This window comes from Aeromonas sp. R5-4, from assembly GCF_040908215.1.
Taxonomy (GTDB): domain Bacteria; phylum Pseudomonadota; class Gammaproteobacteria; order Enterobacterales; family Aeromonadaceae; genus Aeromonas; species Aeromonas veronii.
In genome coordinates, this window is record NZ_JBFODG010000016.1 from 127,404 (window position 1) to 153,287 (window position 25,884).

26 protein-coding genes are annotated in these 25,884 nt (G+C 53.5%); 8 read left to right on the forward strand and 18 right to left on the reverse strand.

Annotated features, from left to right (window positions below):
* Window positions 1-55: 55 nt before the first annotated feature.
* Complete coding sequence (locus tag AB5Y83_RS08255; protein WP_005340803.1) at window positions 56-1,054, reverse strand: BMP family protein; 999 nt, start codon at window positions 1,052-1,054, stop codon at window positions 56-58.
* 507 nt (window positions 1,055-1,561) lie between these two features.
* Here AB5Y83_RS08255 and uvrD point away from each other — a divergent pair.
* Window positions 1,562-3,733: a DNA helicase II gene (uvrD, locus tag AB5Y83_RS08260; protein WP_041209786.1), complete on the forward strand. Its 2,172-nt coding sequence runs from the start codon at window positions 1,562-1,564 to the stop codon at window positions 3,731-3,733.
* 1,154 nt (window positions 3,734-4,887) lie between these two features.
* Here uvrD and AB5Y83_RS08265 read toward each other — a convergent pair.
* Window positions 4,888-5,178, reverse strand: coding sequence for a DUF2396 family protein (locus tag AB5Y83_RS08265; RefSeq protein ID WP_368174988.1), 291 nt, complete (start codon window positions 5,176-5,178; stop codon window positions 4,888-4,890).
* 14 nt (window positions 5,179-5,192) lie between these two features.
* Between AB5Y83_RS08265 and AB5Y83_RS08270 the strand changes: the two genes are divergently transcribed.
* On the forward strand, window positions 5,193-5,672 hold the full coding sequence (locus tag AB5Y83_RS08270) for a hypothetical protein (protein WP_368174989.1): 480 nt from the start codon (window positions 5,193-5,195) through the stop codon (window positions 5,670-5,672).
* Window positions 5,669-5,932 (forward strand): hypothetical protein, encoded by a 264-nt coding sequence (locus AB5Y83_RS08275; protein ID WP_368174990.1) that lies wholly within the window; start codon window positions 5,669-5,671, stop codon window positions 5,930-5,932. The genes AB5Y83_RS08270 and AB5Y83_RS08275 overlap by 4 nt, the downstream gene beginning before the upstream one ends.
* Window positions 5,933-6,055: 123 nt before the next feature.
* Here AB5Y83_RS08275 and AB5Y83_RS08280 read toward each other — a convergent pair whose 3' ends face one another.
* Both AB5Y83_RS08280 and ydfZ read right to left on the reverse strand, forming a co-directional pair.
* Window positions 6,056-6,493, reverse strand: a complete 438-nt coding sequence (locus AB5Y83_RS08280; RefSeq protein WP_064339120.1) for a DUF2846 domain-containing protein — start codon at window positions 6,491-6,493, stop codon at window positions 6,056-6,058.
* Between the two features lie 203 nt (window positions 6,494-6,696).
* Window positions 6,697-6,894: a putative selenium delivery protein YdfZ gene (ydfZ, locus tag AB5Y83_RS08285; RefSeq protein ID WP_005342516.1), complete on the reverse strand. Its 198-nt coding sequence runs from the start codon at window positions 6,892-6,894 to the stop codon at window positions 6,697-6,699.
* 311 nt (window positions 6,895-7,205) lie between these two features.
* Between ydfZ and AB5Y83_RS08290 the strand changes: the two genes are divergently transcribed.
* On the forward strand, window positions 7,206-7,706 hold the full coding sequence (locus AB5Y83_RS08290) for a DUF1993 domain-containing protein (RefSeq protein ID WP_368174991.1): 501 nt from the start codon (window positions 7,206-7,208) through the stop codon (window positions 7,704-7,706).
* A gap of 101 nt (window positions 7,707-7,807) precedes the next feature.
* Here the strand turns inward: AB5Y83_RS08290 and AB5Y83_RS08295 are convergent, their stop codons facing one another.
* The 7 genes from AB5Y83_RS08295 to AB5Y83_RS08325 form a co-directional block, all read right to left on the reverse strand.
* On the reverse strand, window positions 7,808-8,320 hold the full coding sequence (locus tag AB5Y83_RS08295; protein WP_019445003.1) for a cupin domain-containing protein: 513 nt from the start codon (window positions 8,318-8,320) through the stop codon (window positions 7,808-7,810).
* A gap of 125 nt (window positions 8,321-8,445) precedes the next feature.
* Window positions 8,446-8,808, reverse strand: a complete 363-nt coding sequence (locus AB5Y83_RS08300; protein ID WP_026034886.1) for a cystatin domain-containing protein — start codon at window positions 8,806-8,808, stop codon at window positions 8,446-8,448.
* Between the two features lie 100 nt (window positions 8,809-8,908).
* Window positions 8,909-9,565 (reverse strand): DUF3313 domain-containing protein, encoded by a 657-nt coding sequence (locus AB5Y83_RS08305; RefSeq protein ID WP_100644777.1) that lies wholly within the window; start codon window positions 9,563-9,565, stop codon window positions 8,909-8,911.
* Window positions 9,566-9,955: 390 nt separating this feature from the next.
* Window positions 9,956-11,086, reverse strand: coding sequence for a PotD/PotF family extracellular solute-binding protein (locus tag AB5Y83_RS08310; RefSeq protein WP_368174992.1), 1,131 nt, complete (start codon window positions 11,084-11,086; stop codon window positions 9,956-9,958).
* A 57-nt stretch (window positions 11,087-11,143) separates the two neighbouring features.
* Window positions 11,144-11,779, reverse strand: coding sequence for a LysE family translocator (locus AB5Y83_RS08315; RefSeq protein WP_058059345.1), 636 nt, complete (start codon window positions 11,777-11,779; stop codon window positions 11,144-11,146).
* A gap of 40 nt (window positions 11,780-11,819) precedes the next feature.
* Window positions 11,820-12,641 carry an AraC family transcriptional regulator gene (locus AB5Y83_RS08320; RefSeq protein ID WP_005357044.1) on the reverse strand — a complete coding sequence of 274 codons (822 nt, stop codon included), beginning with the start codon at window positions 12,639-12,641 and terminating at the stop codon, window positions 11,820-11,822.
* A 60-nt stretch (window positions 12,642-12,701) separates the two neighbouring features.
* Window positions 12,702-13,418 carry a substrate-binding periplasmic protein gene (locus tag AB5Y83_RS08325; protein WP_368174993.1) on the reverse strand — a complete coding sequence of 239 codons (717 nt, stop codon included), beginning with the start codon at window positions 13,416-13,418 and terminating at the stop codon, window positions 12,702-12,704.
* A gap of 299 nt (window positions 13,419-13,717) precedes the next feature.
* Between AB5Y83_RS08325 and AB5Y83_RS08330 the strand changes: the two genes are divergently transcribed.
* Window positions 13,718-14,254 (forward strand): hypothetical protein, encoded by a 537-nt coding sequence (locus tag AB5Y83_RS08330; protein WP_368174994.1) that lies wholly within the window; start codon window positions 13,718-13,720, stop codon window positions 14,252-14,254.
* A gap of 46 nt (window positions 14,255-14,300) precedes the next feature.
* Here AB5Y83_RS08330 and AB5Y83_RS08335 read toward each other — a convergent pair whose 3' ends face one another.
* Complete coding sequence (locus tag AB5Y83_RS08335; RefSeq protein ID WP_368175004.1) at window positions 14,301-15,500, reverse strand: 3-deoxy-D-manno-octulosonic acid transferase; 1,200 nt, start codon at window positions 15,498-15,500, stop codon at window positions 14,301-14,303.
* 236 nt (window positions 15,501-15,736) lie between these two features.
* On the opposite strand from AB5Y83_RS08335, the gene AB5Y83_RS08340 reads away from it, so the two are divergent.
* Entirely contained in the window at window positions 15,737-16,798 is a 1,062-nt protein-coding gene (locus AB5Y83_RS08340) for a glycosyltransferase (protein ID WP_021230715.1), read from the forward strand.
* Between the two features lie 27 nt (window positions 16,799-16,825).
* Here the strand turns inward: AB5Y83_RS08340 and AB5Y83_RS08345 are convergent, their stop codons facing one another.
* From AB5Y83_RS08345 to rfaD, 6 genes are all read right to left on the reverse strand, one after another.
* A complete protein-coding gene (locus tag AB5Y83_RS08345; RefSeq protein WP_234880018.1) occupies window positions 16,826-17,893 on the reverse strand; it encodes a glycosyltransferase family 9 protein in 1,068 nt (355 codons plus the stop codon).
* Between the two features lie 14 nt (window positions 17,894-17,907).
* A complete protein-coding gene (locus AB5Y83_RS08350) occupies window positions 17,908-18,573 on the reverse strand; it encodes a glycosyltransferase family 25 protein (RefSeq protein ID WP_021230713.1) in 666 nt (221 codons plus the stop codon).
* Window positions 18,574-18,575: 2 nt separating this feature from the next.
* Window positions 18,576-19,778: an O-antigen ligase family protein gene (locus AB5Y83_RS08355; protein ID WP_368174995.1), complete on the reverse strand. Its 1,203-nt coding sequence runs from the start codon at window positions 19,776-19,778 to the stop codon at window positions 18,576-18,578.
* On the reverse strand, window positions 19,775-21,541 hold the full coding sequence (locus tag AB5Y83_RS08360; RefSeq protein WP_368174996.1) for a polysaccharide deacetylase family protein: 1,767 nt from the start codon (window positions 21,539-21,541) through the stop codon (window positions 19,775-19,777). The genes AB5Y83_RS08355 and AB5Y83_RS08360 overlap by 4 nt, the downstream gene beginning before the upstream one ends.
* On the reverse strand, window positions 21,538-22,719 hold the full coding sequence (locus AB5Y83_RS08365; protein WP_368174997.1) for a glycosyltransferase: 1,182 nt from the start codon (window positions 22,717-22,719) through the stop codon (window positions 21,538-21,540). The genes AB5Y83_RS08360 and AB5Y83_RS08365 overlap by 4 nt, the downstream gene beginning before the upstream one ends.
* A gap of 64 nt (window positions 22,720-22,783) precedes the next feature.
* Window positions 22,784-23,743: an ADP-glyceromanno-heptose 6-epimerase gene (gene rfaD / locus AB5Y83_RS08370; protein WP_021230709.1), complete on the reverse strand. Its 960-nt coding sequence runs from the start codon at window positions 23,741-23,743 to the stop codon at window positions 22,784-22,786.
* Between the two features lie 158 nt (window positions 23,744-23,901).
* On the opposite strand from rfaD, the gene AB5Y83_RS08375 reads away from it, so the two are divergent.
* Both AB5Y83_RS08375 and AB5Y83_RS08380 read left to right on the forward strand, forming a co-directional pair.
* On the forward strand, window positions 23,902-24,546 hold the full coding sequence (locus AB5Y83_RS08375) for a TetR/AcrR family transcriptional regulator (RefSeq protein WP_005340848.1): 645 nt from the start codon (window positions 23,902-23,904) through the stop codon (window positions 24,544-24,546).
* A gap of 115 nt (window positions 24,547-24,661) precedes the next feature.
* The gene (locus tag AB5Y83_RS08380; protein WP_113740206.1) at window positions 24,662-25,852 is read left to right on the forward strand and encodes a glycine C-acetyltransferase; all 1,191 of its coding nucleotides are present in this window, start codon (window positions 24,662-24,664) and stop codon (window positions 25,850-25,852) included.
* Window positions 25,853-25,884 lie beyond the last annotated feature (32 nt).

Genomic DNA, 25,884 nt, shown 5'->3' on the forward strand with positions numbered 1-25,884 from the left:
TAAAAACCGGCCCGTGCGGGCCGGTGGTGCGTTGAGAGTCGTAGCAACTATCTAATTAGTATTTGCAGGTGTTATCGCTCATGTAGTCATGAACCTTGACCTTGCCAGCGATGATTTCAGCCTTGATGGCATCCACCTTGGCTTTCATTTCCGGGGTGATCAGCTTCTCGTTGTCCTTGTCGAGCGCCCAATCCACACCGCCTTCAGCCAGACCCAGGTTCTTGATACCCGGCTTCCACTCACCTTTGGCAGCGTCATCCCAGGTCTGGTAAGCGGCCAGACCCACAGACTTGACCATGGAGGTCAGCATGGTGCCCGGTTGCAGGTGGTTCTGGTTGGAGTCCACCCCGATGGCGAACTTGCCGCTGTCCTTGGCTGCCTGATAGACACCGATACCGGTACCGCCGGCTGCGGCGTAAACCACATCAGCGCCCTTGGCGAACTGGGACTTGGCCAGCTCGGCACCTTTGGCCGGGTCAGCAAACGCGGCCGGGGTAGAGCCCGCCATGTTCTGGAACACTTCGATCTTCGGATTGACGAACTTGGCACCCTGCTCGTAACCACACTGGAATTTGCGGATCAGCGGGATATCCATGCCGCCCACGAAGCCGACCTTGCCGCTCTTGGAAGCGATGGCTGCCAGTGCGCCCACCAGGAAGGAACCTTCATGCTCCTTGAAGATGACGGACTGGACGTTCGGCTTGTCGACCACCATGTCGATGATGGTGAACTGGGTTTTCGGGAATTCGGTCGCAACCTTCTCTACCGCAGAACCCATGTTGAAACCGACCGCCACGATCGGGCCGTTGCCACGGCTGGCCAGACGACGCAGACCCTGCTCGCGCTGGGCTTCGTTCTGGGGTTCAAACTCTTTGACCTTGACGCCCTTGTCCTTGTTGTAGAGCTCGACGCCGTTACGGAACACGGCTTCGTTGAATGATTTGTCATACTTGCCCGCGGTGTCATAAATGACGGCTGGCTCGGAAGCAGCCTGAGCAGAGAGAGCCGCGAGAGTGAGGGAGGCCACGGTGGCCAGCTTGAGCACTTTAGTCACGATCGTATCCTTGATTGTTATTAAGTGAGGGAACTTGCTTGCCTGTCAGAGCAGGCTATCTAGCACGCAGGCTTACTCTAAGTCAGCCCCGATGCGGGTCAAGCAAATGATAAGGGAAAAACGTTTGCGTTAACGGTTTGAATTCTAAGCAAATAACCTTATAAGCAGTTGTTTTTTAGCTATTTTTCAGTTTTTTATGCTAACAGCCAAAAGACCCAAACGACATTTCTCTTATTGTTCAGCAAGTTACTGTAAACCGTTTTCCCCTGTTATTCATCCAGCCCCCCGGCAAGCCCGTGATCCGGCTCGCAAAATCCCCACAAACCGCGCGAGCAAGGATTGGCTACAGCTGGAAACCTCACCGCCCCGTTCTCTCTGCGCCAGCCAAAAATGGCCGCACCGGTGCCCCTGCAACCGCCCATCTCGCCCCTCCCCCCGAGTTTGGATTTGGTCTGGCAGGGGGGATGGCCGTATAATCCCCGCCTGTATAAATAAACAGGAGTGGTGATGGACGTTTCAACCCTGCTCGACGGGCTCAACGACAAGCAAAGAGATGCCGTTGCGGCGCCCCGCAGCAACCTGCTGGTGCTGGCCGGTGCCGGTTCGGGCAAGACCCGGGTGCTGGTGCACCGTATCGCCTGGCTGATGCAGGTGGAACGCTGTTCACCCTTCTCCATCATCGCGGTCACCTTTACCAACAAGGCGGCGGCCGAGATGCGCGGCCGGGTCGAAAAAGTGATCGGCGACGGCGTGCGCGGCATGTGGATCGGCACCTTCCACGGCATCGCCCACCGTTTGCTGCGGGCCCACCATCTGGATGCGGGCTTGCCGCAGGATTTCCAGATCCTCGACTCCGACGACCAGTACCGGCTGATCCGCCGGGTGCTCAAGGCGCTCAACCTCGACGAGAAGCACTGGGCCCCGCGCGCCGTGATGGGCTACATCAACGGCAAGAAGGATGAGGGCTTGCGCCCCGGCGACATCGACCTCTATGGCGACCCCGTCACCCGCACCTATCAGCAGATCTACAAGACCTATCAGGAGACCTGCGATCGCTCCGGTCTGGTGGACTTTGCCGAGCTGCTGCTGCGCGCCCACGAGCTGTGGCTGAACAAGCCGCACATCCTCGAGCACTACCGTGACCGCTTCCAGAACATCCTGGTGGACGAGTTTCAGGATACCAACGGCATCCAGTACGCCTGGCTGCGGATGCTGGCGGGCAACAGCGGCAAGGTGATGATCGTTGGCGACGATGACCAGTCCATCTACGGCTGGCGCGGCGCCAAGATCGAGAACATCCAGCGCTTCCTGACCGACTATCAGGGCGCCGAGACCATCCGCCTCGAGCAGAACTACCGCTCCACCGCCAATATCCTCAAAGCGGCCAACAGCGTCATCGCCAACAACGCCGAGCGCCTTGGCAAGGAGCTGTGGACCGAAGGGGCCGAGGGCGAGCCGATTTCGCTCTACGCCGCCTTCAACGAGGTGGACGAAGCGCGCTTCGTGGTTGGCCGCCTCAAGGATTGGAAGGAAAAGGGCGGCCTCCTGGCCGACTGCGCCATCCTCTATCGCTCCAACGCCCAGTCGCGGGTGCTGGAAGAGGCGCTGATGCAGGACGCCATGCCCTATCGCATCTACGGCGGCCTGCGCTTCTTCGAGCGGCAAGAGATCAAAGACGCCATGGCCTACCTGCGGCTTATCAACAACCGTGGCGACGACGCCAGCTTCGAGCGGGTGGTCAACACCCCGACCCGCGGCATCGGCGATCGCACCCTCGAGATCCTGCGCGGCAACGCCCGCGATCAGGGGCTCAACCTGTGGCAATCGGCCAAGGCCCTGCTCAACGACAAGGTGCTGACCGGTCGCGCCGGCAATGCGGTGCGCGGCTTTGTCGAGCTGATCGACGCGCTGGAGGAGCAGGTCGCCATGCTGCCGCTGCACCAGCAGGCGGATATCGCCATCCAGAACTCCGGCCTCAAGGCGATGTATCTGGCGGAAAAAGGCGAGAAATCCCAGGCACGGGTAGAGAACCTGGACGAACTGGTCACCGCCTGCCGCCAGTACCAGCGCCCGGACGAGTTGGAGGATATGAGCGATCTCTCCGCCTTCCTCGCCCACGCGGCGCTGGAGTCCGGCGAGAATCAGGCGGACGAATATGCCGACGCGGTGCAGCTGATGACCCTGCACAGCGCCAAGGGGCTGGAGTTCCCGCTGGTGCTGCTGGTCGGCGTCGAAGAGGGCATGTTCCCCAGCCAGCAGTCCACCGAAGAGTCGGGCCGGCTGGAAGAGGAGCGCCGCCTCTGTTACGTCGGCATGACCCGCGCCATGGAGAAGCTCTACATCTGTTATGCCGAGAGCCGCCGCATCTACGGCCGCGAGATGTTCCACAAGCCGAGCCGCTTTATCCGCGAGATGCCCGCCGAGTGCCTCGAAGAGATCCGGCTGCGCACCCAGGTCAGCCGCCCCACCCAGTACGGCCGCTTTAGCCAGAACGAGGTGCAGCAGAGCTTCGACGCCAGCGGCATCAAGCTCGGCCAGCGGGTGCTCCATCCGAAATTCGGCGAAGGGGTGGTACTCAACTTCGAAGGGGTCGGCCAGCAGAGCCGGGTGCAGATCCAGTTCGATGACGTCGGCGCCAAGTGGCTGGTAACGGCGTATGCCAGATTGGAAGCGCTGTGATTTTTCCCGCTCTTGATGCAATCAACCCGGCTTAGGCCGGGTTGGTTTTTATATTACCCATCGAGATAACCTTAAATTCGCTACGCCATGCGACGAGACGGTTCTGTTCCTAGAATTGCGGCTGTGGTATTGTCGCCGATTAGACGTAGTTGACTATTTGATGAGAAATAGCGTGAAATTATCTAAGTACATTGAGAACTACTTTCCAGACTGTGATAGCACATCAGCATTTCAGCTATCGACGAAATTTAATTTCCCTGTTAAAAATGACTTATCAAGTATTTTTTCTTGGCCACCAAATGTATTTTTGATTCTATATACATTATGTGAGTACACAGATAAATATAGATTGATGGTTTCACCACAGAAACATTTCGCATGGGATAAAAACGACCGTGCAGAGTCACTCATACTAGCCGAAGAATGGAAGTGTTTTCTTGAAAATGCATCTCTCGGCAATGTGACATATAGATTCTTTTCTAGTGGAAATAATCAAAACAACAATTTTCATTCTTTACAAAATGAATTAGCTAATGTTTTTTCACCCATCAACCTAAATAGAAATATTTATGATTTACTAAATGACCCAAGCTTCTCTAAATCGGCATTCAAATTATTGATATCCGTAGACGAGTTATTTTGTGGAATAAACATATGTGACTATACGTTTAAAAGTGCATTAAGCTTTTGGCTTTTGTTGCGAACAGGCATGCTAAAAAATTCTGTTGCAAGTGGTGCCGATGCCATTAGCTCACCAAATCTTGCAGATAATAATGCACAATTTGGTTTTGTCACATTTAAAACAAGTGTGCCGCAAACAGGCTTAACTATAAACAATCTTTCTCATAATCTTACTGTAATTAAACCATCAGTAAAGCCCAGAGTGATTGCAAACAAATTAATAAACGCATCATTCGATAAGAAGTCATACAATATACTTTTTTTACCTTGGCCACTTGAAGTAGACTCAGAGTCATTTCGCCAATCTAAAAACAAGCAAATATATATGGATGATTATTTCGATTTTTTCGATTACTCTCCAACCAATGAAATAAAGATACCACATTTTTATTCTTCATTAATAAGCACTATCGAAAGAGTAGGGAAAATTGATCTAATCGTTCTGCCTGAATGTGCAATCAATGACAAGATGTTTAACCGTTTGAAGGAAATTCTCTTTGATTGTTTTGGAGAAAACTCTCCATCATTGCTGGCAGGTATATATGGTGATGATAAAGACAATTCTTGTGCAAAAAACGCCGCAATGCTTGCCTTTGTAGGTGAAGCAAGAAGTTTTGATAGTGTTGAGCAGAAAAAGCACCATAGGTGGTTTTTAGATAGAAGCCAACTAAGGGCTTATAATTTATCTGGCGCATTGGATCCGGGCAAAAAATGGTGGGAGAATATATCTGTTGATAGGCGAAACCTTTTAATTGTACATACATTAGATGGTGTTAGATTGTGTCCGTTGATTTGTGAGGATCTTGCTAGACAAGAGCCTGTTGCTCAAGCGGTAAGAGCTACAGGTCCTAATTTAGTCGTTAGTCTATTACTGGATGGACCACAACTGAAAGGTCGTTGGCCTGGGAAATATTCAGCCGTATTGTCCGATGACCCTGGGGCCTCTGTTTTTTCTGTAACAGCCCTAGGCATGACCATGCGGTCAACGGGCCTAGGTGACTCTCCAAGTAGAGGTGTAGCACTTTGGAGTGAGCCAAATAATGGTTCAGAAACTCTAGAACTTGCCGATAATGGCATTGGAATTATTGTTGAACTAGAAATATGTGAACACGATATGTGGTCTCTTGACGGCCGAATTAAAAAGAAACCTGTACTTAGGAAAAAATTTCATAGTAGTATACCATTAGAGTTTGATGCTCCAGTTAGCTATTTAAAGGCCAAACTTGAGAAAACAATTCGCAACGGAGGTAAAAAATGAGCATGACATTAGTTGATAAGCAATTTCTTCGCTCTGTTGCGGATTTAGTTTTAAATAGACCTAAGTTAGCTTCAGAGTTTTTCAAAGAGCCTGATATTGCAAAAATGGATATTTTCAATCCGCTTAGGCACTTGATTGATTTACTAGGCGAAAAAGATGGTAATGTTTCAGAGGATGAAATATTAGAACAAATTAATAAGATTTCAGATAAAGACACCAGAGAGATATTTATCAGTGCATCATCTATGGCCAAAAGATAAAAACAAAAGTTATTAAGAATGACAGAGGCCTAGATTTACAAATCTACGAAATCCGGGACACCCATCTTTATGACAAAGGCGTAGCGAATGAAGCTACGCCATGTTTTTGATGAAGGCATCTGGTCACTTAACCAACTTGCTCTCCATCACCCCTTGCTTGCCTTCCTCTTCACTGACCTGACTCAACTTGGAGCGGGCCATTAGCAGGCCCATCTTGACCTCCTGCCAGACGTAGTAATTTTTACCCGCCTCGGTGCTGAGGGTCAGGGTGGCATCGTTCTCCGACTTGGAGGTGATGGTGTGGCTGCCCGGCGTCACCTGCTTGAGGATGTAGGTGTGGGCCACGGTATCGCCGACCGCCACACCATCCACCAGCAGCGGCATTTTCACCGCCGCACCGAAGGTCTCGTTGCGATAGATATAGAGGTTGGCCGCATCCTTGGGGGCTACAAACTGCTTGGCCTGCGCGTCTGCGGTGGCATCGGCCATGGGTACGGAAGCACAACCGGAAAGCAGCGCCGCCGACAGCAGGGCGGCACCCATCATTATTTGCCTGAACATAGTCGTTATTTTTTAGTGAGTTAACGGGATTTAAAGGTTCGCATGAGCCTGCGCTGGCTGACAATCGCTCAAATCGGTCGGGGTGTGATCCGGTTCAATTTTTCGGCATTTGGTGGGATGAAGGTGGGAACTCAGAAACCCGGCCGCCAGATGCGGCGCGGTGGCCGGGTGAATTGTAAAGAGTAGGGTGACAGGGAAAGGGATCAGCCTAGTCTAATCAACTCGATGGGGGCGTAGCGCTCACCGGAGTTTGCCAGCAGCACACACTTCTCATGCTCCGCCTGATAGGGAGTCATGTTGTCGGTATGAGCCTCTTTCAGGAAGTCGACTGCGCCAGTGGCGGCAATCATCACGCGCTGACCCAGGTTCAGCACATTGCGGTTACGGTCATAGATCTTCATTTCATTCTCCTTTTCTTGTGTCCTGGCGAATGCGCAGGCGTCTGTCCAGGACAACGGCATTCAGCCTACGCCCCTGAAAAAAGGTGATTTATGTCACAGATCAAAAAAGGGGCGATAAGGGACTCGCATGTTCAAAAAGCGAGCACGCCCCCTTGGCCAACGGCTGTCGCGCAAAGTAGCGCTACCCTGCCCTTTTCGTCGTGGCGGGCTCGAACCCGGCAGCGGTTGGGGTATATTGGTGGCCGATTAGCCAGTCTCATTCACTGTGGCCGCACACGCGGGCCGCTGTTTCAACAAGATGGAGAGTGCTCATGAATCGCGATATCACCGCCCAGTTCATCAAGATGCTGACCAATCTGGATCACTGTCTGGCCAAGGCCGAGGCCCACGCCGCGGCGAAGCAGTTCAACGTGGATAACTTCTTCGGCGAGCGCTTGATCGTCGATATGCTGCCGCTGTCCAAGCAGGTGTTGATCTGCTGCGATTCGGCCCGCGCCGTGGTCGCCACCGCCAGCCACAGCGAGCTGCCGGCCATGGGCGATGAGCCCAAAACCATCGCCGATCTGCGCGCCCATATCAGCAAGACCATCACCTATCTGCAAGGCATGCTGGACGCGGACTACAGCCAGTACGCCAGCGGTCGCTACGTGCCCCACTGGGCGGGCGGCAAGGGGATGGATGGCCATACCTGCGTCCATGAGTACGGCATTCCCAACTTCTACTTCCATCTCACCATGGCCTACGCCCTGCTGCGCCGGGCCGGGGTCGATCTCGGCAAGCGCGACTATCTGGGCGGGCTCAACCTGCAATAAGCGCTGCACGCCACAGGCGGCCAAGAGATAGCAAAAGCCTGCCACGCGGCAGGCTTTTTTATATCGGGTGGTGCAGATCTGGTGCGCAGAAGAGCTGCGCCCTAGAAGGGGCCGTTGCTCTCGCGCAGCTTGTCGGGCAGGCCGTCGTGATCACCCAACTCACGCTCGGGTACGTCATCCCAGTGCAGCTTGCCGAGGGTGATATTGCGCTCGGGATGCACGGCGTAGTGGATGCGGTTGTCCTCCCGATCGGTATCGCCAATGCAGAGCAGCCGGACAGTCTCTTCGGTATTGTTGATAAAGGCGTGGGCCAGCCCGTCACCGGCCTTGAAGCCCACCGAGTCACCCGGTTGCAGGCGATAGAGCACGCCATCGAGCCAGACATCGGGTGTTCCTTCCAGCACGTGGACGAACTCGTCTTCAGTCTTTTCGGCATGGGGCCAGCTGGTGCGATGGCCGGGTTCGACAATCTCGTGGTGGATGCCGATGCGGCTAAAGCCAAAGTGCTTGCCGAGGGCGCAGCCGCGGGAAAGGGGCTCCTGACTGCCGGAGTAGTAGCGCGGCGTCTGCTCTTGCAGCTCGCTCCAGTGTTTGATGCAGGGGTGGCGATTCATAGCGGTTCCTTTTCCATGAGGATGCAGTCACGGGAAGGGTCATCCTGACTGTCAGAATGCGGGGAGAAAAGCAGAAATTTTCTGGTCAGATGAGCCCCTCTGACGAGGGGCTCAACAAGCACGAATTACTTGGCCTTGACGCAAGGCAAGGGAGGAAGCTCGCCCTGTGCAGCCGTGCGGGTCATCTGGTAGTTGCCGGCAAGATCCCGATAGACACGGGTGTTCCACACCTCTCCGTTGTCGAGCTGGAACTCGATGTCGTAGTTGACCCCGGAGACCACCTGGCTGCGCACCTCGCGGATGCTCTGCAGTTTGGCGGCCGTGTTCATGCGAGCCAGCACGCTGGCCAGCGCAGCCTCTCCTTCCGCATTGGGCAACGGCTGACTCTGCCAGCCACCCGCCATCGGCGCACACTCAGGCGTGGGTGACGAGGTGCTGCAGGCACTCAACAGGCCAGCAACAAGGATGGGTAACAACACACGTTTCATATCATTTTCTCCTGCCTGAAAAATGACCACCTTATCAACATCTTGCCATTATTGCAGCCCAAAAGGCTCCCGCTGCGCCCCGCTTGGACGCACCAATCGATCAGCGCCCCAGATTGTCCGCCAGCTGCTTGGCGCGGCTGGCCGCCCACTGGTCGATCATCTTCTCCATCTCCTCGGCGGTGATGGGCTCATCCTTGTGGGTGGTATCCGTGCTCTCACGGGCATCCATCACCCGTACCAGCAGCTTGCCGCTCCGGGAGTCGAGCAGCTGGGCCATGCTGCCCACCTTGAGCAGGTAAGGCTCCTTGCCGATCACTTCGCGGGTGACATTGATGGCGATCTTGGCTGGCAGCAGGTCACGCAGCTTGGGGTCGGGGCGGGTCAGGTCGAAGTTGGTGACAGCGGCCTGGATCCGCATCACTTTCGGGCCGGGGGCCGTGGCGATCTTGACGCCCTGCTTGATCAGCTCGCTCTGGAACTTGTCGTGGTAGTAGCGGCCAATCTGGTTCTGTTCGTTGGCGGTCAGCAGATACCACTGACCGTTCTCCTGCCGGATAAACTGCAGCGGATCGAGCAGCACCTCATTGTATTGGCGCAGGTCAACGCCCGGCTCCTTGTAGACGCGCTGATTGGGGTTGCTCTCGCTCTGCTGGAAGGCTGTCAGCGGGATCGCCTGCAAGCTGTGGGATACCTGATTCTTGACGGCGCAGCCACCCAGAAGGGCCGCAGCCACGGCGACCATCACGACCTTTTTCATATTTGCTCCTGCATTTTACTGTTTGTTTTTGCTGTGGATTTCGCACCACATGGCTGGAGAACCCGTGCCGGATGCCGCCAATGTCACAGAGAAATAACCTATTCATCACCTTCCTACAAGGGACAGATCAGGATTGTTCAGCTCACATCCAAGTTGTCACAATTGAGGCACTTTTGTACAGGGTCAGCCAGGGTACGAACGGCAATCTGGCGAGGGTTCGGTTGTTTAATCCGGCTAAATGGGGCGGCGGAAAGCGCTCAGTTTTTTCAAACGATAGAGGCCCGCGAGCGGCGTGAGTTGAACGGGGGAATACTCTGGAACGCGCGATGACCGATCATCAGCCATCTTGCGCAAACTTGCCTGCCGCCGGAGAAGCAGCAGGCTCATTCATCAGTTATCGAGATCCCAGGGGCACAGCTTGACCAGCCCCTCTTTGCCGCTGGCGACGATCGCCTGCTGCACCATCCGTTTGTAGCGATTCTTGATATGGGCGGGCAACGCGGGCACCAGCAGCCGCTCGTCAAACTCCGGCAGCGGGCGATCCGGCAGCACCGCCTGCTCCTGCGGGCTGAGGGGTGGCCGGGAGGCAATATTGCTGGCCGAGATGGTGGGCGTGCCCACCAGCATCTGGCGTTGCAGCGGCGCGCTCAGCAGAAAATCCACCAGCAGGTAGGCGGCCTTGAGCCGTGCGGGATCATCTCCGACATGGCGGGCGATGGAGATCGCATCGAGGGCATAGATGGCCCCCTCCTGCACCATGGCGATCCGCCACTGCTGCTCGTTCTGCTTATTGCACTCCACCAGCTCCAGCCCCCAGGTGGTGGCAAAGGTCTGCTGGCGCAGATCCTCGCAGCGGTTGGCCTGATTGAACCAGAAGCCGCGACTGGCTCGCAGCCGCTGCGAGAGTTGCTGCTCCACCTCTTGCTGCAAGGTCTTGTCGGCCAGCATCTCGCCGCTGGCAAACAGGGCGGGCGACTTGCCAAGGGAGAGCAGCACTGAAAAGAGCAGTGGCTCGAACTGGTCGCAGAACTCGGCAAACTGGCCCGACGGCGAGCTGTTGGCGAGCACCTGCCAACTGGTGGGCGCTTGCGGCACCTGCTTGCTGTCATAGGCGAGGCTGAACATGGCGTAGGAGAAGGGCACCGAGTAGTTGCGCTCCCCCTGCTTGTCATACTCGGTGTTCTTGAGGGCGGGCTTCACCTCGGCGTAGTGCTGCAGGCGGCTGAAATCGATGGGGAGCAGCAGCTTGAACAGCGGCTGGTGATGGGCCTTGTAGAAGTAGCTGGTCGGCAGCACCACGTCGGCACTGCGGGTGCGCAGGGAGCGGTAGACGCTGTCGAAATCGGTCAGCAGCGGCTCGATCCGGCTGACCGTCGCCTCCACCCCATGGGCTTTGGCGTAGTCGGCAAACTGTTGTTCATAACCCGCAGGCAGATAGCCCCACTCCAGCAATTTGAGCTGAACCGGGGCCGCCAGCGCCGGGGTCATCCCCAACAACCAGCAAAGAGGCAGTAGACGCATGGCCGGGCACTCCTGACAGGTAAACCTTGCTGGAGTATAGGCCCATGCGCCGACTCGTCAGGCCACCAGCTCGGCTCCCATGCTCGCCAGAATGGAGAGGCTGACCACCGCAAACAGCACGCCGGTCACCAGATTGAGCGGCCGCTGCACCCGCAGCAGCAGGCGCTGGGCGCGATCGGTGGAGAGGCTCCACGCCAGCAACCCGAACCAGCAGAGGGAGATGATGAAGAGCTCGCCCACCAGCAGGCTGCGGGTCATTCCATCCACCTCTGGTGTCACCATGGCGGCCAGCAGACCGATAAAGAACACCAGCGCCTTGGGGTTGAGCAGATTGGTGGCAAGGCCAGTGCGCACGCCCCTGCCCCAGCCGCGCAGCTCGTTGGCGGCGCTGGCCATCACGGTACTGCTCTGCTGCCGAGCCGCCATCAAGGCACCCCACCCCAACCAGCCCAGATAGAGGGCGCCGCAGCACTTGATCACCATAAACAGCAGCGGGTGACTGGCGATCAGCATGCTGATCCCGGTCAGGCTGAGGGTGGCGTGCACCATGATCGCCAGCGAGATGCCCAGCGCCGCGCCAAGGGCGGTCGGCCGGTGCAGGCTGGTACGCAGGATCAGGGCGAAATCGGGGCCGGGGCTGGCCAGTGCAATCAGGTGCATCAGGCCGAGGGTAACGAACAGACTGGTCAGCATAACAACTCTCGCTTTAACGACGGAGAGCCAGCATGGCGGATCAGCGGGGGGCGCGGCTTGTAAAAGATTGCATCTGGGCACGAAATTCGGCGGGTGTCAGACCGAATGCCTGGCGAAAGCCGTGGTGGAAGTGACTCTGATCGAAGAAGCCGACCGCCAGCGCCACCTCGCTCACCGCCATGCCGCTCGCCAGCAGTCGCTTGCCCTGCTCCAGCCGCAGCCGTTTCAGCCAGGCGTAGGGGGTCATGCCGCTGCGCTTCTTGAACTGGCGCAGGAAGGCGAAACGGTCGAGCCCGAGCAGCCCCGCCAGCTCTTCCAGCGAGTGGGGCTCGTCGAGGGCGGCCATCAGGTAGTCGCGCAGGAATCTCAGCTGGGGATCCGCCAGCTGGTGTACCTCGGGGGCCAGATGCAGCAGCTCCCCCAGCAGGGCCAGCAGCTGGCTCTCGATCAACAGGCCATCGGCCTTGGGGTTATCGAGATAGCCGTGCAGCTGGGCAAAACCCTGATAGAGGTCGGGGCGGCTCTGCAATCCCTTGTCGAAGAAGGGTTCCGGCTGCTCCGGCAGCCAGAGCGCCAGCTGCTGCGGATCGATGGCGAAGACCCGCACCTCGTAACCTTCCGGCAGCAGGCTGAGGCCGTCGTGCACCTCATCCGGGTTGACGGTAGAGAGCACCCCGCGCACCAGATGGTGGCTGTTCCCCTTGTGGATAAACTTCTGGCCACCCCGCTGCACCAGCCCGATATGGTAGTCGAGATGGACATGGCGGCCGTAGCTGAACGCCCTGTGGTGGGAGTGTGACAGCTCGACCCCCGGCAGGTGCGGGGATTGCCAGTAGCGGATGAGGGAATCGGTGGTATTCATGGGTTATAGATACACCAGAAGCGGGCCTTGGACTTGTAGATTATTGCACGCAACCCCCTCTCAACGCCCCCACAGCCGCGGGGTTGGCTCCACCAGCGAGGCGAGCGGCACCCGCTCCACCATCTGACGCATACGCTGCACCAGTTCGGGATTGCCATCCCCCAGCGACTTGTTCAGCACGATATGCACCTGCAGTGGGGTGACCGGCAGGTAGATGAGGCGGGTCGCCGCAGGGAGCTTGGCACGAAAATGGTTGGCGGAAATATCGTTGGAGAAGAGCGCGGCATCGATGCGCCCGCGCAGCAACTTCTGCATGTTGCCATGCTCCCAGCTGAGCTGGGAGAGGGTGTCGATATGGATCTGCGGATGCTGCAACAGCAGCGGCACGATCGCCTGACTCGACCAGCCGATGGTGGTGCCGAAGAGATCTTCCTGCCGTTCGACCGAGTGAAGTCGCGATGGTACCAGTACCACCAGCACCGGCCGCAGCAGCAACAGGTGGGGGTCGATATAGCGAAAGTGACGAGCACGCTCGGGACTGTAACTCAGCAGCGGGGTCAGATCGCACTCGCCGCTCTCGAGGTTGCTGAGCAGCCGCGCCACATTGAGCCCCTGCCACTCGATGGTGCGCCCGATCGCGGGTTCGATATGACGGCGAAAGTAGTCGATCACCGGCCCGGAGACCTCGTCCTGCCGATCGATGGTGACCAGCGGCGCCAGCTGAAAGACACATCCCCGCAGTGGCGCGTTGATCGCCACCGCCTGGCTGATGGTCATAAGAGGGAGAAGAAGTGCCGATAGCAGTAATACCAAACGCGTGCCCGAACGAGAGATGCCCATAAGTGCCGACCCGATGCCCTGATAGCCATCAGCATGGCACAAGGCAAATGAGCGGGCTATCCGCTCATGCCGCGCTTCGACCTCTTGTGCCCCCTACTCCCATGACCAATGGGCCCCCGTTTTATTGCGGTGAAAATCAATAATTCCGCTGCTTTGATGGATTTTGGTCTCTTGAGATATAGTGCGGCCCCATTCATCAAACCGGCGGGTGAGCGCCCCGCCGGACAGGTAAATTCATGAGACTGTTTTTGCTGTTGTTGTCGTTGTTTGCTGCGACCGTAAGTTCTGATGAAAAGCCGCGCCTGCCCTATTACGACTGGGGTCGCTGCCCGTTTGAAGGTTGTACCTATAAGACATGGACCACCAAGCAAGAGGTGATCGTCAGAGCCGAGCCATCCCTGACGGCCAAAGCGCTGTTCCGGCTACCCCGCGGCCAGCAGGTGGAAGGACTGACCGGGGTCGTCATTACCGAACAACCGGGGATCGTCGAGATACTCAGGTCGGTCAAGCTGGGCTACAGCAAAGAGGGCAAAGGGCCGCTGCTGAATATGAAGGCAGGGGAAACGCTTTATATCCTCGGCGGACTGGGCGAAGGCAATAGCCTGTTCTGGTACAAGGGCAAAACCTACATTCTCGATTATGACTATGCGCGCAAAGAGATCAGATACGGCCGGTCACCGCAGAACCAGTGGTGGGTAAAAATCCGGGACAAGCAGGGACGTGAGGGTTGGGTTGCCGAAGCCAAAAACTTCGCCCATATGGACCGTTTCTAATAGTGACAGCCAGCCCCCCGAGATCGGGGGGCTGGCCGTGAATGACTCACTGCTTGGGTTGCAGCTTCATCGCTTGCAGATACTCCAGCACCTGGGTTTTGTAGTCCGCCTGATAGGAGAACTTGGTGCTGTCGCACGCCGCGATCAGGTTCACCGCGGTGCAGAACAGGGTGGCTGCCAGCAGCCCCTTGCCAACCCACTGCGGGTAACGGCGGCCCCAACGCACCAGTAACAGCAGGATCGGGAACAGGGCGTAGGGGAAGATCAGCATCAGGTGCCAGTAGTTGAAGATGATGGGCGAGAGCGCCGCACTCACCAGCACAGCCAGCACCGCCGCCAGCGCATAGAGGCCGAGCCAGCTTTCACCATCCACTGGAGCACGGTCGCTGCGCAACAGACGCGGCTTGAGTTCACACCACAGCTGCCAGTTGGCCTTGGCCGCCAGCAATACGGTCGCCGAGCCTACCCCGTAGATCACCACCCGCCACAGCCAGACTGCCGCCATCTGCAGGTATTCGTGCCCCGCCAGCCAGATGAACTGGGTGTCATTGACCAGCTTGCTGGCAAACAGCCAGGAGCCGTAACGCAGCCAGTAGAGCACTGATTTCAACACCGGATAGACATGCACCAGCCCCCAGCCGATATAGCGCTGGCGCGCCTCGGGATCGACGTTCTGGGTGATGTGGCTGTTGCTCATCACTTCCATGGCGTAAGGGATCAGGGAGGCACCGATCAGCAGGGTCGCCACCACCACCCCGCTCCAGCTCACCTTGAGAATGCGGCGCCAGAACAGATAGGTGGACATTACCGCCAGCAGCGGCCAGGAGTAGTGCAGCTGCATCGCCATGCCGATGGCCAGCAGGTGAACGATCATGTGCCAGAAGGAGGCCCGCTCGCGCATATGCCAGGCAGACCAGCAGTGCATGGCCGAGAAAAGGAACAGATAAGAGGGGTTGTAGAGCAGACTCTCGTACTGGAACCAGGGGTTGAGCCAGCAGAGCACCAGAAACAGCAGACGTACCCTGTCATCAAACACCTGACGGATCACTGCATCAAACAGCAGGAATCCGACCAACCGCATCGCCAGCAACAACACCATGGGGGCATAGGGAGAATCCCACAGCAGCAGCGGCCCGCCAATCAGCCAGGCCGACAAACTCCCCGGCACATTGCCCACCGCACTCGCCGCATTGCCATAGCTGAGCCAGACCCCCTCATAAGCCCCAAGGTAACCCTTGTAGAGCATCTGGGTCTGGTCGCCGGTGAGGAGTTGGTGATCGGAAAACAACCAGGAAAGCAGCAGCCCGGCAAATATACAGGCCGCGAATAATGCGTTATGGTAGCGCCCACTAAGACCAATCATTGATCCACACCTATTGAAAAAATTGCTAACGACTTTAACAGTTGCCACCTGATTTTGCTCGTTTACGATTCACATTTTTAGTAGATTTACCAGTCAGTTATGAGACCCGCGGAGCAGTTATGACCCCACCAGTTAAAAAGTTTTTATTCATTGTTGAAGACTTGTATGGTGGTGGTGCGGAAAAGGTTTTGCTCAATACCGCATCATTGCTAAAAGATGCCGGTGCAGATGTAACCTTGTTTACCTTGCGAGAAAAAATAGACCATACGCTACCTGACAACATTCACCCGATTAATCTTGGCATTGTCACAAAGCTGACTAAAGCCATATCCAATGTTGCGGTTGAAAAAATACAAGCATCTCTGATCTTTAAAAAAGTCAAAGAGATCTCGCCTGACGTAATTATCTCATGCTCATGTGACAAAATTACCAGACACCTGCCTGATACACTGAATATTTATTACTGGATCCACGGAAATGTCACCGGCTTTGCCAAAGACCATGCCAAAGGATATGGAAAATTCAAGCGCTTCTATAATGGCAAGAAACTGATCTGCGTATCTCGTGGCATCGCGGACGACATTTTGCAAAATGTAAAAGCTACACCCAAATCGTGTCAGGTTATCTACAATCCGTTTGATATCGAGAAAATTCAGGCGTTGGCCAATGAGCCTTTCAGCAAGCCATTCGACAAGTATTTTATCCATGTTGGCACCTTCGAAGAGCGGAAACGCCATGATCGTCTCTTGCAGGCATATCAGCTAAGCGGTGTTGATACGCCACTCGTCCTGATGGGCAAAGGGGAGCGACGCCCTTACATTGAAGCCATGATCGAGGAGATGAATCTTGCAAGCAAGGTGAAGATCATCGACTTTCAGAAGAACCCCTACCCCTATATCAAAGCAGCTCAGGCGCTCATCCTGACATCCGATGCTGAAGGGCTGCCAACAGTGCTTATTGAAGCACTTATCTGCCACACCCCGGTGATCAGCGTGGATTGTCCGTCTGGACCGGCAGAGATATTGACGAAACCACTCGATAAATTTCTAATCCCGATAGAAGATATCCATGGACTGGCCATGGCAATTACAGGTGTTGATCGAAGGAGAATTTCCATTGATTCAAACTGTTATCAACAATTTTCTAGTGAAAGTGTGACCGAACAGTTTATATCTTTATGAGAAAGAGTTGGGGAAAACCCCAACTCTCTATAGATAATCAGCCACCCATTTGTTAAATACTGTTTTAAATTCATCAACGTTTATAAAATTTACGTCTTGTTGTGCAGACCTAGTTTCTGCGTAGATAACACTTGAGCGAGGATTATTGGGATGCCACTCCACATTTTCTGGCATCCCGAAATTATCATTGTAAATACCAAGAACAGGTTTATTCAAACCTGTTGCAATATGCACCGTTGCTGTATCCACAGACACCATACCGGCACACTGCCTTGTCTGTGCAAAGAGTGCAGCCAGAGATGGTTTCTCATGATCACTAACAACCCTGGTTGGGTCACAAACATGAGATAAAACTCGTTCAACGTCCCTCTCACGCCCAGGTGGATACAAGAGACAAATGTTGTAATTTGATGAATCAAGCATTGTGTTAATTAACGCTATAATTTTTTCAACACTGAAACAACGGGATGTCCCACTGCCATATGGATTGAAACACAACGTTTTATTACTTGGCCACCAAGAGCCAACCCTATCCTCAGCCCCCTGACACGAAGGTACTATATAACTGGTATCAGGGTTAGCAATCCCCATATGCTCCAGCAGCACCTTAAATTTCTTAGCGAAGTGCATCCCTGCTGTTTTTTGGCCCAACTTGATATTAATACAGTCAAGCTCATCATCGAGTCCTGCTACATTTTTGCTCCCAACTTTGGAGATGAAATAAAGGTCTTTCATCTTCATCTTTTGGCTAAAATGCACAAGATAATCTACCCCCCCAATTTCATTGGCTAATTTTTTGAGCTCTATATAGCCAGCCCTCTTGGGCATTTCAAAGACGCAATCAAAGTTAAAAAAATCTCTAAAAAATGGCGCCATTTCAGAGCTGGTAATGACATAGACTTTCCGCTCCGGAAATTTATTTTTAATCTCCCTTGCCACCCAGGAAGAGACGATTGCATCACCAAGCTTAGCATCCCACCTAACAAAAACAGTGGCACCATGTGATGACGCTCTCACTGATGAATGACGATCAAAAAGTAAAATACCCAGCTTGCGGCGAAGGACGTCCCTCCATAATTGAAATATTTTAATCATAGCAATCACCTCCATCACTCTATATGCTGACCATAATTTCTGTCATCAATCGTCGATTGGAATAGTCCAACATCCAGACAGCACGGCTCCACACCAGCGGCACTCAATTTATTCCACTGCAGCCGTCCAGTGAGGTAATCAGCAGGCATTCTGATTGGATAAGCTATTTTCAGCAGCTTGTGAGCGCCAGCCAATGTAAGAATATATCCACCTGTCGATATAATTCCTCTTTTTGAATTTTTACTAGGTGTTAAATATTTTGCCAAACGATACCCCTCTGGCAAAGATGAGTATATTGGGAAGTGTTTCGCCTTGCCATGATGTAAGAATACAATGTCAGAGCTATTTTTATTAGTGACCTCGTTGACGATAGCTTTGAAATGCATGTGGACGTATATATCATCTTCTAAAATTACACAGCGTGGGATATCTCGCTCCACCATCACTTCATATATATTGATATGACTCATGGCACAACCGACCTCACCCAAGCTAAGATCATGACCGCAAGTCTCTCTTGCCAGATTGAAATCTACTTTCGCCAAGCGATCTGATGGTAATGATTTACCATCTACAGCATCGAAAAACTCAAAGTTAATCCCCAAATGAGACATCTGGCGCTCTACCATGGCCCGTCTGTCAGCACTACGTGTTAAACTAATAATAAATACGGGTATCATAGCTATAATAAATCCTGCTTGAGTTCATGACAAAATAAAATAAAAATCAGACTGAATGAGTATAAATACATCATGCTTTGGTGTTCAAAAGGCACATCAAAAACTGCTCCGACAGCGAATGATATAGGGATAAAGACGCCTGCAGACACAAACCCCATTTCTTTCGCAAAAAATATTGCCGGCAATATAAGTATACCTAGTAAGAAAATGAATCCTATACCACCCCGAATAACTAAAGTCTGTAAATACTGGTTGTGTGCATGCGCAAGTTCGGGGTTTAGCAACGCTTGTGGCACAAGACCCAGCTTCACTTGCTCTTGCTTTAACGCATCAAAACCTTCAGTGCCCACACCTATTAATGGCGAGTCGAGAAACCCCAACCAAGCGCTTTCCCATGCTACCGCTCTTAGCCCAAGAGATGTGCTGTAATTTCCATTCTCCATGTTTATAACATCAGAAAGTCCAGAGTCTATTCTATTTTTCACGATACTGCTGTTTAAACATAGCATTCCGAGTACTAACAACAAACCTAGCGTGATTGAAATATATTTCAGTGGTTTTGTTTTTATTTTAAACAATAAAAAACATGTAATCACAACCATGAATGCTAGCCAAACACCACGACTTTGTGAAAGATATAGTGCCCCCAGAGAGAATAATGCCGAAATGATATGAAACCATTTTTCAAGGCGATTCTCTGAGAAAGAAACCGAAAACCAAAAATTGAGAATAGCCAATGTTAGGGCTGTTTGAGAAAAAATTATCGCATTTGTAAAACCCTCTACCCTAGCGACCCCATGATTATACTGCCATATACTAATAACCCCCAAGCCAAATCCACCAAGAATAACCCCATAACAACCAGCTTTTAATAAAAAAACATTCCGTGGAATTAAAAATGTGAAAAATATGACATAAATTATGGCACGCATAATGCCATATTGATCACCATGAATTTGTCTATTTACAAATAGATAAATGGCATAGAATAATAAAACCCATATTATATGACAATTTTTAAACCCCACCGGATAACGATGGATGTAAAAAGAAACCATGCCAATTATGGATGCCACAACAATGAGGTTAGATAGATATGTTTTTCCATCAGTAAAGAAAAACATTACGCTGAATGCAAAAATCAGGGTGCATGAAAAGATCAGAAGAGCAAATCGCTCCATGCTTATGGCATTTTTTGATATCACTTTGATTTCCTGAAGACATAATTTCCGCGAATTTTGCGCCATAACCCAAACACATCTGTGCGGGGAAAGATGGCGATCCGGCGGATCTGGAAAGGGTCCTGGTGCATTGCTTTGGGGCCGCTATTGGTAGCGACGGCAAAACGATACCCGGCGGCGATAGCCTGCTCCTTGGCACTCTCGTTCATATCTCCGTAAGGGTAGGCAAACGAGAGCAACGGATGGCCAAGCAGGGCCTCCAGTTGGCGTTTATTCTCCTGAATTTCATGGGCTTGTTGTTCGGGTGTGAGCTTGCTCAAACGGGGGTGAGTCAGAGTATGACCACCAATTTCCACATGACCGCAGGCAGCCAGCACCTTGACCTGCTCACCACTCATCAATGAAACCTTGGTATCCGGATTGGTCGGATGCTCCACATCCCAACGGTTATAGCCTTCACCGGTAACCACGTACACCACGGCTTTATAACCATATTTTTCCAGCAGCGGCAGCATGCGGGTCAGGTTGTCCTGATAGCCGTCATCGGCAGTGATCATCAGGTACTTCTTGCCGTATTGCAGACGGTGGATAAAGCCTTTGTCCGCCAAATCGCGGAACGTCAGGGTTTCGTAGCCTAGCCACTTCATCAATCGCAGATGCTTCTCGAACATGGCGATCGGCATCCAGGTGCCATGCACTCCTTTCTCGCTATCCTGCTCGATAAAACGGTGGTACATGATGACCGGCATCTCGCGGCGCAGTGTTTCGACTACGGCATCCTGATAGATGGTTTCGAGGCCAGATACTACCCCCTGCAAGCCATACTCATCCTGAATGCGTTGGCGAATGGCTTCCGGCACCACCTTGCTTGCGAGGGCGGATTCGATTTCGCCCTTCAGGGCAGCAAAATCGATGGCCAGATCCTTGGGACCGATATCGCCGAAGTTGCTGGCCAGCGCTTCATCCAGATTCTGTTCAGTCACCAGACCGATGGCCTTGGCTTCGCCAATGGCAAAGGCGGGCCGGCCGCAGAGCAGCGCTTCCATCGCCACCCGACCGGCACCTATCACCAGATCACACCCCGCCAGCAGAGCAGGCACATCATCGACATAACCGACAAACTCGGCACGATCCTGAAAACGGGCAAAACGCTCGGGCACGCGGGTACCGCTGACAATCCGTACCTTGCAGGCATCCAGATCGAGTACTTCGTCGAGCAGGCGGTAGCAAAGCTCCCCCTTGGGGCCGCTCAGGCGACCTATGATGGCGATCACCAGCTTTGGGTTGTCCGGCGCCGGCACAGGCTGAAACTTGTCGGTCTCGATACCGTTTCGCAGCACCTGTACGCTCGCAGGATCGACCCCCAGATTGTCGACAATCTGATGGGCAATATCCTCACAAACGGCAACCGCCCGATAGCCGAGGGCATGAAAGGCTTTGCGGGATGCGTGTACCGGCTGACGACCATGTACCGTGGTGATCATCGGGGTGCCAGTCAGCTTGCAGGCGACATAGCTGCTCCAGCCGGAGGCGCGGGAATGAGCATGTACCAACTGGATATGGTGCTTCTTAATGAGATAGATAAGGTAGAAGACGTGCCAGAAGCGGCGCAGAATGCTGCGCTTGTTGAATCGAAGCTTGAAGACAAGACCAAGAGTCGGCTTGGTCAGGGTATCTGAAACGTAAAAAACGTTGTGACCACGCCGGGTCAGTTCGTTACCGACCGTGGTGGCATAGACCTCAGCTCCCGTTACCTCGAGCTGGGAGAGTGCCATCAATATATTCACCCTAGACCTCCGTTAACAAGACTCGAATGAAGAGAGCAACTGGAAGGATGTTTGCTCTCCCCATCTAATAATTGCTCGATCTGCCTCATACTCTCTCGGAGATTGAAAATCTTGGCTCGCTCCTTCGATAAGGAACTATATGTTGATAGCATTTTTTGATTATCAATCATTTTTCGTATTGCCAATGCAAGCGCATTTGCATCCCCGACAGGAACGAGAACACCATATTTCCCGCCATCGAGAGCTTCATTAGGCCCAGTACAATCTGTCGATACAATGGCCTTCCCCAACGCCATTGCTTCTACGAGTACAACTGGGTAACCCTCATAATGTGAGGACATAACGAATAGATCGCCATCAGCAAGATATGGATATGGATTTTCCTTGAATCCAAGTAATTTAGCACTATCACCAATATTATTAATATTGATAAATGACTCTAACCCAGCTCTATCATCACCTTCTCCCAAAATAGTAAGGTGATATTTAACCCCTGCATCAATATTTATTTTATGAGCAGCCAGTAAGATGTCGAATCCTTTTTGGGCATTGCATAGCCGTCCAATAGCAATAACTTTTACTTTCCCCTCACTCGTAATAGGCTCATGACTTTTCCGCATTATGCCTTCTATATCAACAGGGTTATAAACCACTTGAGTATATGGTTTTACTTCAGGATACAATTTCAACAATGCATTCTGTGCACCTTTAGAGACACAGACAATGTTATCCATTTTTTTATAAACGGTACGCTCAACTTTTCTGGAAAGAATTTGATGGCACAACAAGTCTATATGGACCCATGCTATCTTTCGAACAACAGAATTCAGGTGCGATAACAACAGAGAGCTATTCCCTTCCAAAAATGCCACACCGACATCATATCGTTCGCTAAATATGACACTGGCCAACCATTTGGTATTGACAACAAAATTCCACCAACGTTTTTTAATAGAAAATAAAATTTTCCGCTGAAACCACTCCGATGGTTCGGTCGGCAACAGAAATTTTACTGTTACATTTTGGGGAACCTGAGATAAATATACACCCTCACGCCTCAATAAAAGCAAAGTTATAGCGTACTTACTAAAATCCAAACGCTTAAGCGTTTCAATAAGGACCTTTTCGGCGCCTCCTCCGCCCAATGTTTCCATTATAAATAAAACTTTTTTCTTCATGCTTACCACATAGAAAATAATGAAAAAGCCGCCTGATTGGCGGCCATTCCGCAAGAGCGAATAATTAAGCCCGGTTGAGCCAGGCCATGTAATCCGCTACCCCTTCGGCAACGGTTTTAAACTCGGCGTCATAACCCACGCTGCGCAGCTTGGTCATGTCAGCCTGGGTGAAGCTCTGGTAGCGACCCTTGAGGTGATCCGGGAAGGGAATGTACTCAATGGCTCCCTTCTGATGATGCTTGATCACTGCTTCGGCCACGTTCTGGAACGGCTCGGCACGGCCGGTACCGCAGTTGAAGATGCCGGAGTGCTGCGGGTTCTGCCAGAACCAGAGGTTTACCTTGCAGACATCGTCGATATAGATGAAGTCACGCATCTGGCCACCGTTCGGGAAGCCATCGCAACCTTCGAACAGCTTGGGATTCTCACCCTTCTTCACCTGGGTATTGAGGTGGAAGGCGACGGAAGCCATGGAGCCTTTGTGCTGCTCGCGCGGGCCGTAGACGTTGAAGTACTTGAGGCCAACGACCTGAGAGTTGATCTCCGGCATCCAGCGGCGCACGTACTGGTCAAACAGCTGCTTGGAGTAGCCGTAGACGTTGAGCGGCTGTTCGAACTTGGGATCTTCGATGAAGTTGTCGTTGCGGCCACCGTAGGTCGCGGCAGAAGAGGCGTAAATGAACGGGATTTCACGCTCGATGCAGTAGTGGAACAGATCCTTGGAGTACTCGTAGTTGACCTCCATGATGAACTTGCCGTTCCACTCGGTAGTCGCAGAGCAGGCACCTTCGTGGAAGATCACCTCGATGCCGTTGTCCCACTCTTCAAACTCGTCGCCGGAGACGATGCGCGCCTGAAACTCGTCTTTGTCCATGTAGTCAGCGATGGTCAGATCGACCAGGTTGACGAACTTGGTGCCGTCGGTCAGGTCATCAATGACCACGATATCGGTCCGTCCTTGAGCGTTCAGCTGCTTGACCAGATTGCTGCCGATAAAGCCAGCACCGCCAGTTACTACGATCATGGAGTTTGCCTCTCGTACGTTGATGGCTACATGTGACTGCTTGTTAAAGCTGTGTATAGTGAGCCAATTTGAAATTGCCGAAAAGTTTATCACGGGCCGTCTGGGGATTCGACCTTGTTCAAAACTGCCCCGAGCGGAACCTGTTGGAGGAATGAGTGATGAAAACCAGAGACAGGATCATTCACAGCGCGACCGAGCTGTTCAACGATCAGGGTGAACGCAACATCACCACCAACCATATTGCGGCGCACATGGGTATCAGCCCGGGCAACCTCTACTACCACTTCCGCAATAAAGAAGACATCATCCACTCCATCTTCGACCAGTATGCCCGTCACCTGAGCGAGAGCTTCGTGCCGACCCGCAACCGTGAAATCACCCTGCAGGATCTGATGGGCTATCTGGATGCCATCTTCTATCTGATGTGGCAGTTCCGCTTCTTCTACGCCAATCTGCCGGACATCCTGAGCCGTGACGAACCACTGCAACAGAAGTACCTCAAGGCCCAAGAGCAGATGCGCTCCTCCGTGGTCGCCCTGCTCAGAAGCCTGCGCGAAGGGGGCATCATAGATGTCAGCGATGAAGACCTGCCGGATCTGGGCCAGACCATCAAGATGGTGGTGACCTGCTGGATCCCGTTCCAGATCGCTCAGGCCCCCAACACTCGCATCACCAAACCGCTGCTCTATCAGGGCGTATTAAAGGTGCTGTTCCTGCTGCGCCCCTATGTGCAACCCCAGGTGGCCGGACAGATCCAGCAACTGGAACAGCACTACCGTCAGCTGGCCCAACCAGCTGGGTGAGATCTGTTTCACATTTGTTGAATATCAGCACAATCATTTGAATTTACCGCAACAGATTGCAGTAAAATGTCGCCCTCTGTTGATACGCAGCTGAAATAGCCAATAAGGATCGAGGATGTCTAACGGATTCTATCGTCACCTGACCGAGCAACTGAACCAGGTGCAAGCTGAAGGGTTGTACAAGCAGGAGCGCATCATCACCTCCGCCCAACAGGCCAGCATCGCCGTCGGCGGTGAGCAGGTACTGAACTTCTGTGCCAACAACTATCTGGGATTGGCCAACCACCCGGATCTGATCGCCGCCGCCCATCAGGGACTCGACAGCCACGGCTTCGGCATGGCCTCGGTACGCTTCATCTGCGGCACCCAGGATCAGCACAAAGCGCTGGAGCAGAAGATGTCTGCCTTCCTCGGCACTGAAGACACCATCCTCTACTCCTCCTGCTTCGACGCCAATGGCGGCCTGTTCGAGACCCTTTTCGGTGCCGAAGATGCCATCATCTCCGATGCCCTCAACCACGCCTCCATCATCGACGGCGTGCGGCTGTGCAAGGCCAAGCGCTATCGCTACGCCAACAACGACATGGCCGAGCTGGAAGCCCAGCTCAAGCAGGCTGACGCCGATGGCGCCCGCTTCAAGCTGATCGCCACCGACGGCGTCTTCTCCATGGATGGGGTCATCGCCGACCTCAAATCCATCTGCGATCTGGCCGACAAATACGATGCGCTGGTGATGGTGGATGATTCCCACGCCGTCGGCTTTATCGGCGAAAACGGTCGTGGCACCCACGAATATTGCGGCGTGATGGATCGGGTCGACATCATCACCGGCACCCTGGGCAAGGCGCTCGGCGGCGCGTCCGGTGGCTATACCTCCGGCAAGAAAGAGGTGATCGACTGGCTGCGTCAGCGCTCCCGCCCGTACCTCTTCTCCAACTCGCTGGCCCCCTCCATAGTCTCTGCCACCATCAAGGTGATCGACATGCTGGCGGAAGGTCACGACCTGCGCGCCCGCCTGAAAGAGAATAGCCGTTACTTCCGCGAGCGGATGAGCGCCGCTGGCTTCACTCTGGCTGGCGCCGACCACGCCATCATTCCGGTGATGCTGGGGGATGCCAAACTGGCCTCCGAAATGGCGAGCCGCATGCTGGCAGCCGGCATCTATGTGGTGGGCTTCTCCTTCCCGGTCGTGCCCAAGGGTCAGGCGCGCATTCGTACCCAGATGTCTGCCGCTCACACCCGCGAGCAGCTGGACAAGGCGATCGACGCCTTTATCCGCATCGGCCGTGAACTCGGCGTTATCTGATTTGAATCAAGGGGCTGCAGCCCCTTTTTTCT

Excerpts from the sequence above, each read along its gene's own strand:
- AB5Y83_RS08380 (WP_113740206.1), top strand. The coding sequence starts at position 24,662 with ATGTCTAACGGATTCTATCGTCACCTGACCGAGCAACTGAACCAGGTG.
- uvrD (WP_041209786.1), top strand. The coding sequence starts at position 1,562 with ATGGACGTTTCAACCCTGCTCGACGGGCTCAACGACAAGCAAAGAGAT.
- AB5Y83_RS08315 (WP_058059345.1), bottom strand. The coding sequence starts at position 11,779 with ATGCTGACCAGTCTGTTCGTTACCCTCGGCCTGATGCACCTGATTGCA.
- AB5Y83_RS08350 (WP_021230713.1), bottom strand. The coding sequence starts at position 18,573 with ATGATACCCGTATTTATTATTAGTTTAACACGTAGTGCTGACAGACGG.
- AB5Y83_RS08335 (WP_368175004.1), bottom strand. The coding sequence starts at position 15,500 with ATGCTCTACAAGGGTTACCTTGGGGCTTATGAGGGGGTCTGGCTCAGC.
- rfaD (WP_021230709.1), bottom strand. The coding sequence starts at position 23,743 with ATGATCGTAGTAACTGGCGGTGCTGGCTTTATCGGCAGCAATCTGGTC.
- AB5Y83_RS08345 (WP_234880018.1), bottom strand. The coding sequence starts at position 17,893 with ATGATTAAAATATTTCAATTATGGAGGGACGTCCTTCGCCGCAAGCTG.
- AB5Y83_RS08320 (WP_005357044.1), bottom strand. The coding sequence starts at position 12,641 with ATGAATACCACCGATTCCCTCATCCGCTACTGGCAATCCCCGCACCTG.
- AB5Y83_RS08265 (WP_368174988.1), bottom strand. The coding sequence starts at position 5,178 with ATGTATGTACAATTAAAAGGTTTCGCCTATCAACAGATATATTCTCCC.
- AB5Y83_RS08365 (WP_368174997.1), bottom strand. The coding sequence starts at position 22,719 with ATGAAGAAAAAAGTTTTATTTATAATGGAAACATTGGGCGGAGGAGGC.
- AB5Y83_RS08375 (WP_005340848.1), top strand. The coding sequence starts at position 23,902 with ATGAAAACCAGAGACAGGATCATTCACAGCGCGACCGAGCTGTTCAAC.
- AB5Y83_RS08295 (WP_019445003.1), bottom strand. The coding sequence starts at position 8,320 with ATGAATCGCCACCCCTGCATCAAACACTGGAGCGAGCTGCAAGAGCAG.
- AB5Y83_RS08325 (WP_368174993.1), bottom strand. The coding sequence starts at position 13,418 with ATGACCATCAGCCAGGCGGTGGCGATCAACGCGCCACTGCGGGGATGT.
- AB5Y83_RS08330 (WP_368174994.1), top strand. The coding sequence starts at position 13,718 with ATGAGACTGTTTTTGCTGTTGTTGTCGTTGTTTGCTGCGACCGTAAGT.
- AB5Y83_RS08300 (WP_026034886.1), bottom strand. The coding sequence starts at position 8,808 with ATGAAACGTGTGTTGTTACCCATCCTTGTTGCTGGCCTGTTGAGTGCC.
- AB5Y83_RS08340 (WP_021230715.1), top strand. The coding sequence starts at position 15,737 with ATGACCCCACCAGTTAAAAAGTTTTTATTCATTGTTGAAGACTTGTAT.
- AB5Y83_RS08290 (WP_368174991.1), top strand. The coding sequence starts at position 7,206 with ATGAATCGCGATATCACCGCCCAGTTCATCAAGATGCTGACCAATCTG.
- ydfZ (WP_005342516.1), bottom strand. The coding sequence starts at position 6,894 with ATGAAGATCTATGACCGTAACCGCAATGTGCTGAACCTGGGTCAGCGC.
- AB5Y83_RS08280 (WP_064339120.1), bottom strand. The coding sequence starts at position 6,493 with ATGTTCAGGCAAATAATGATGGGTGCCGCCCTGCTGTCGGCGGCGCTG.
- AB5Y83_RS08305 (WP_100644777.1), bottom strand. The coding sequence starts at position 9,565 with ATGAAAAAGGTCGTGATGGTCGCCGTGGCTGCGGCCCTTCTGGGTGGC.
- AB5Y83_RS08275 (WP_368174990.1), top strand. The coding sequence starts at position 5,669 with ATGAGCATGACATTAGTTGATAAGCAATTTCTTCGCTCTGTTGCGGAT.
- AB5Y83_RS08310 (WP_368174992.1), bottom strand. The coding sequence starts at position 11,086 with ATGCGTCTACTGCCTCTTTGCTGGTTGTTGGGGATGACCCCGGCGCTG.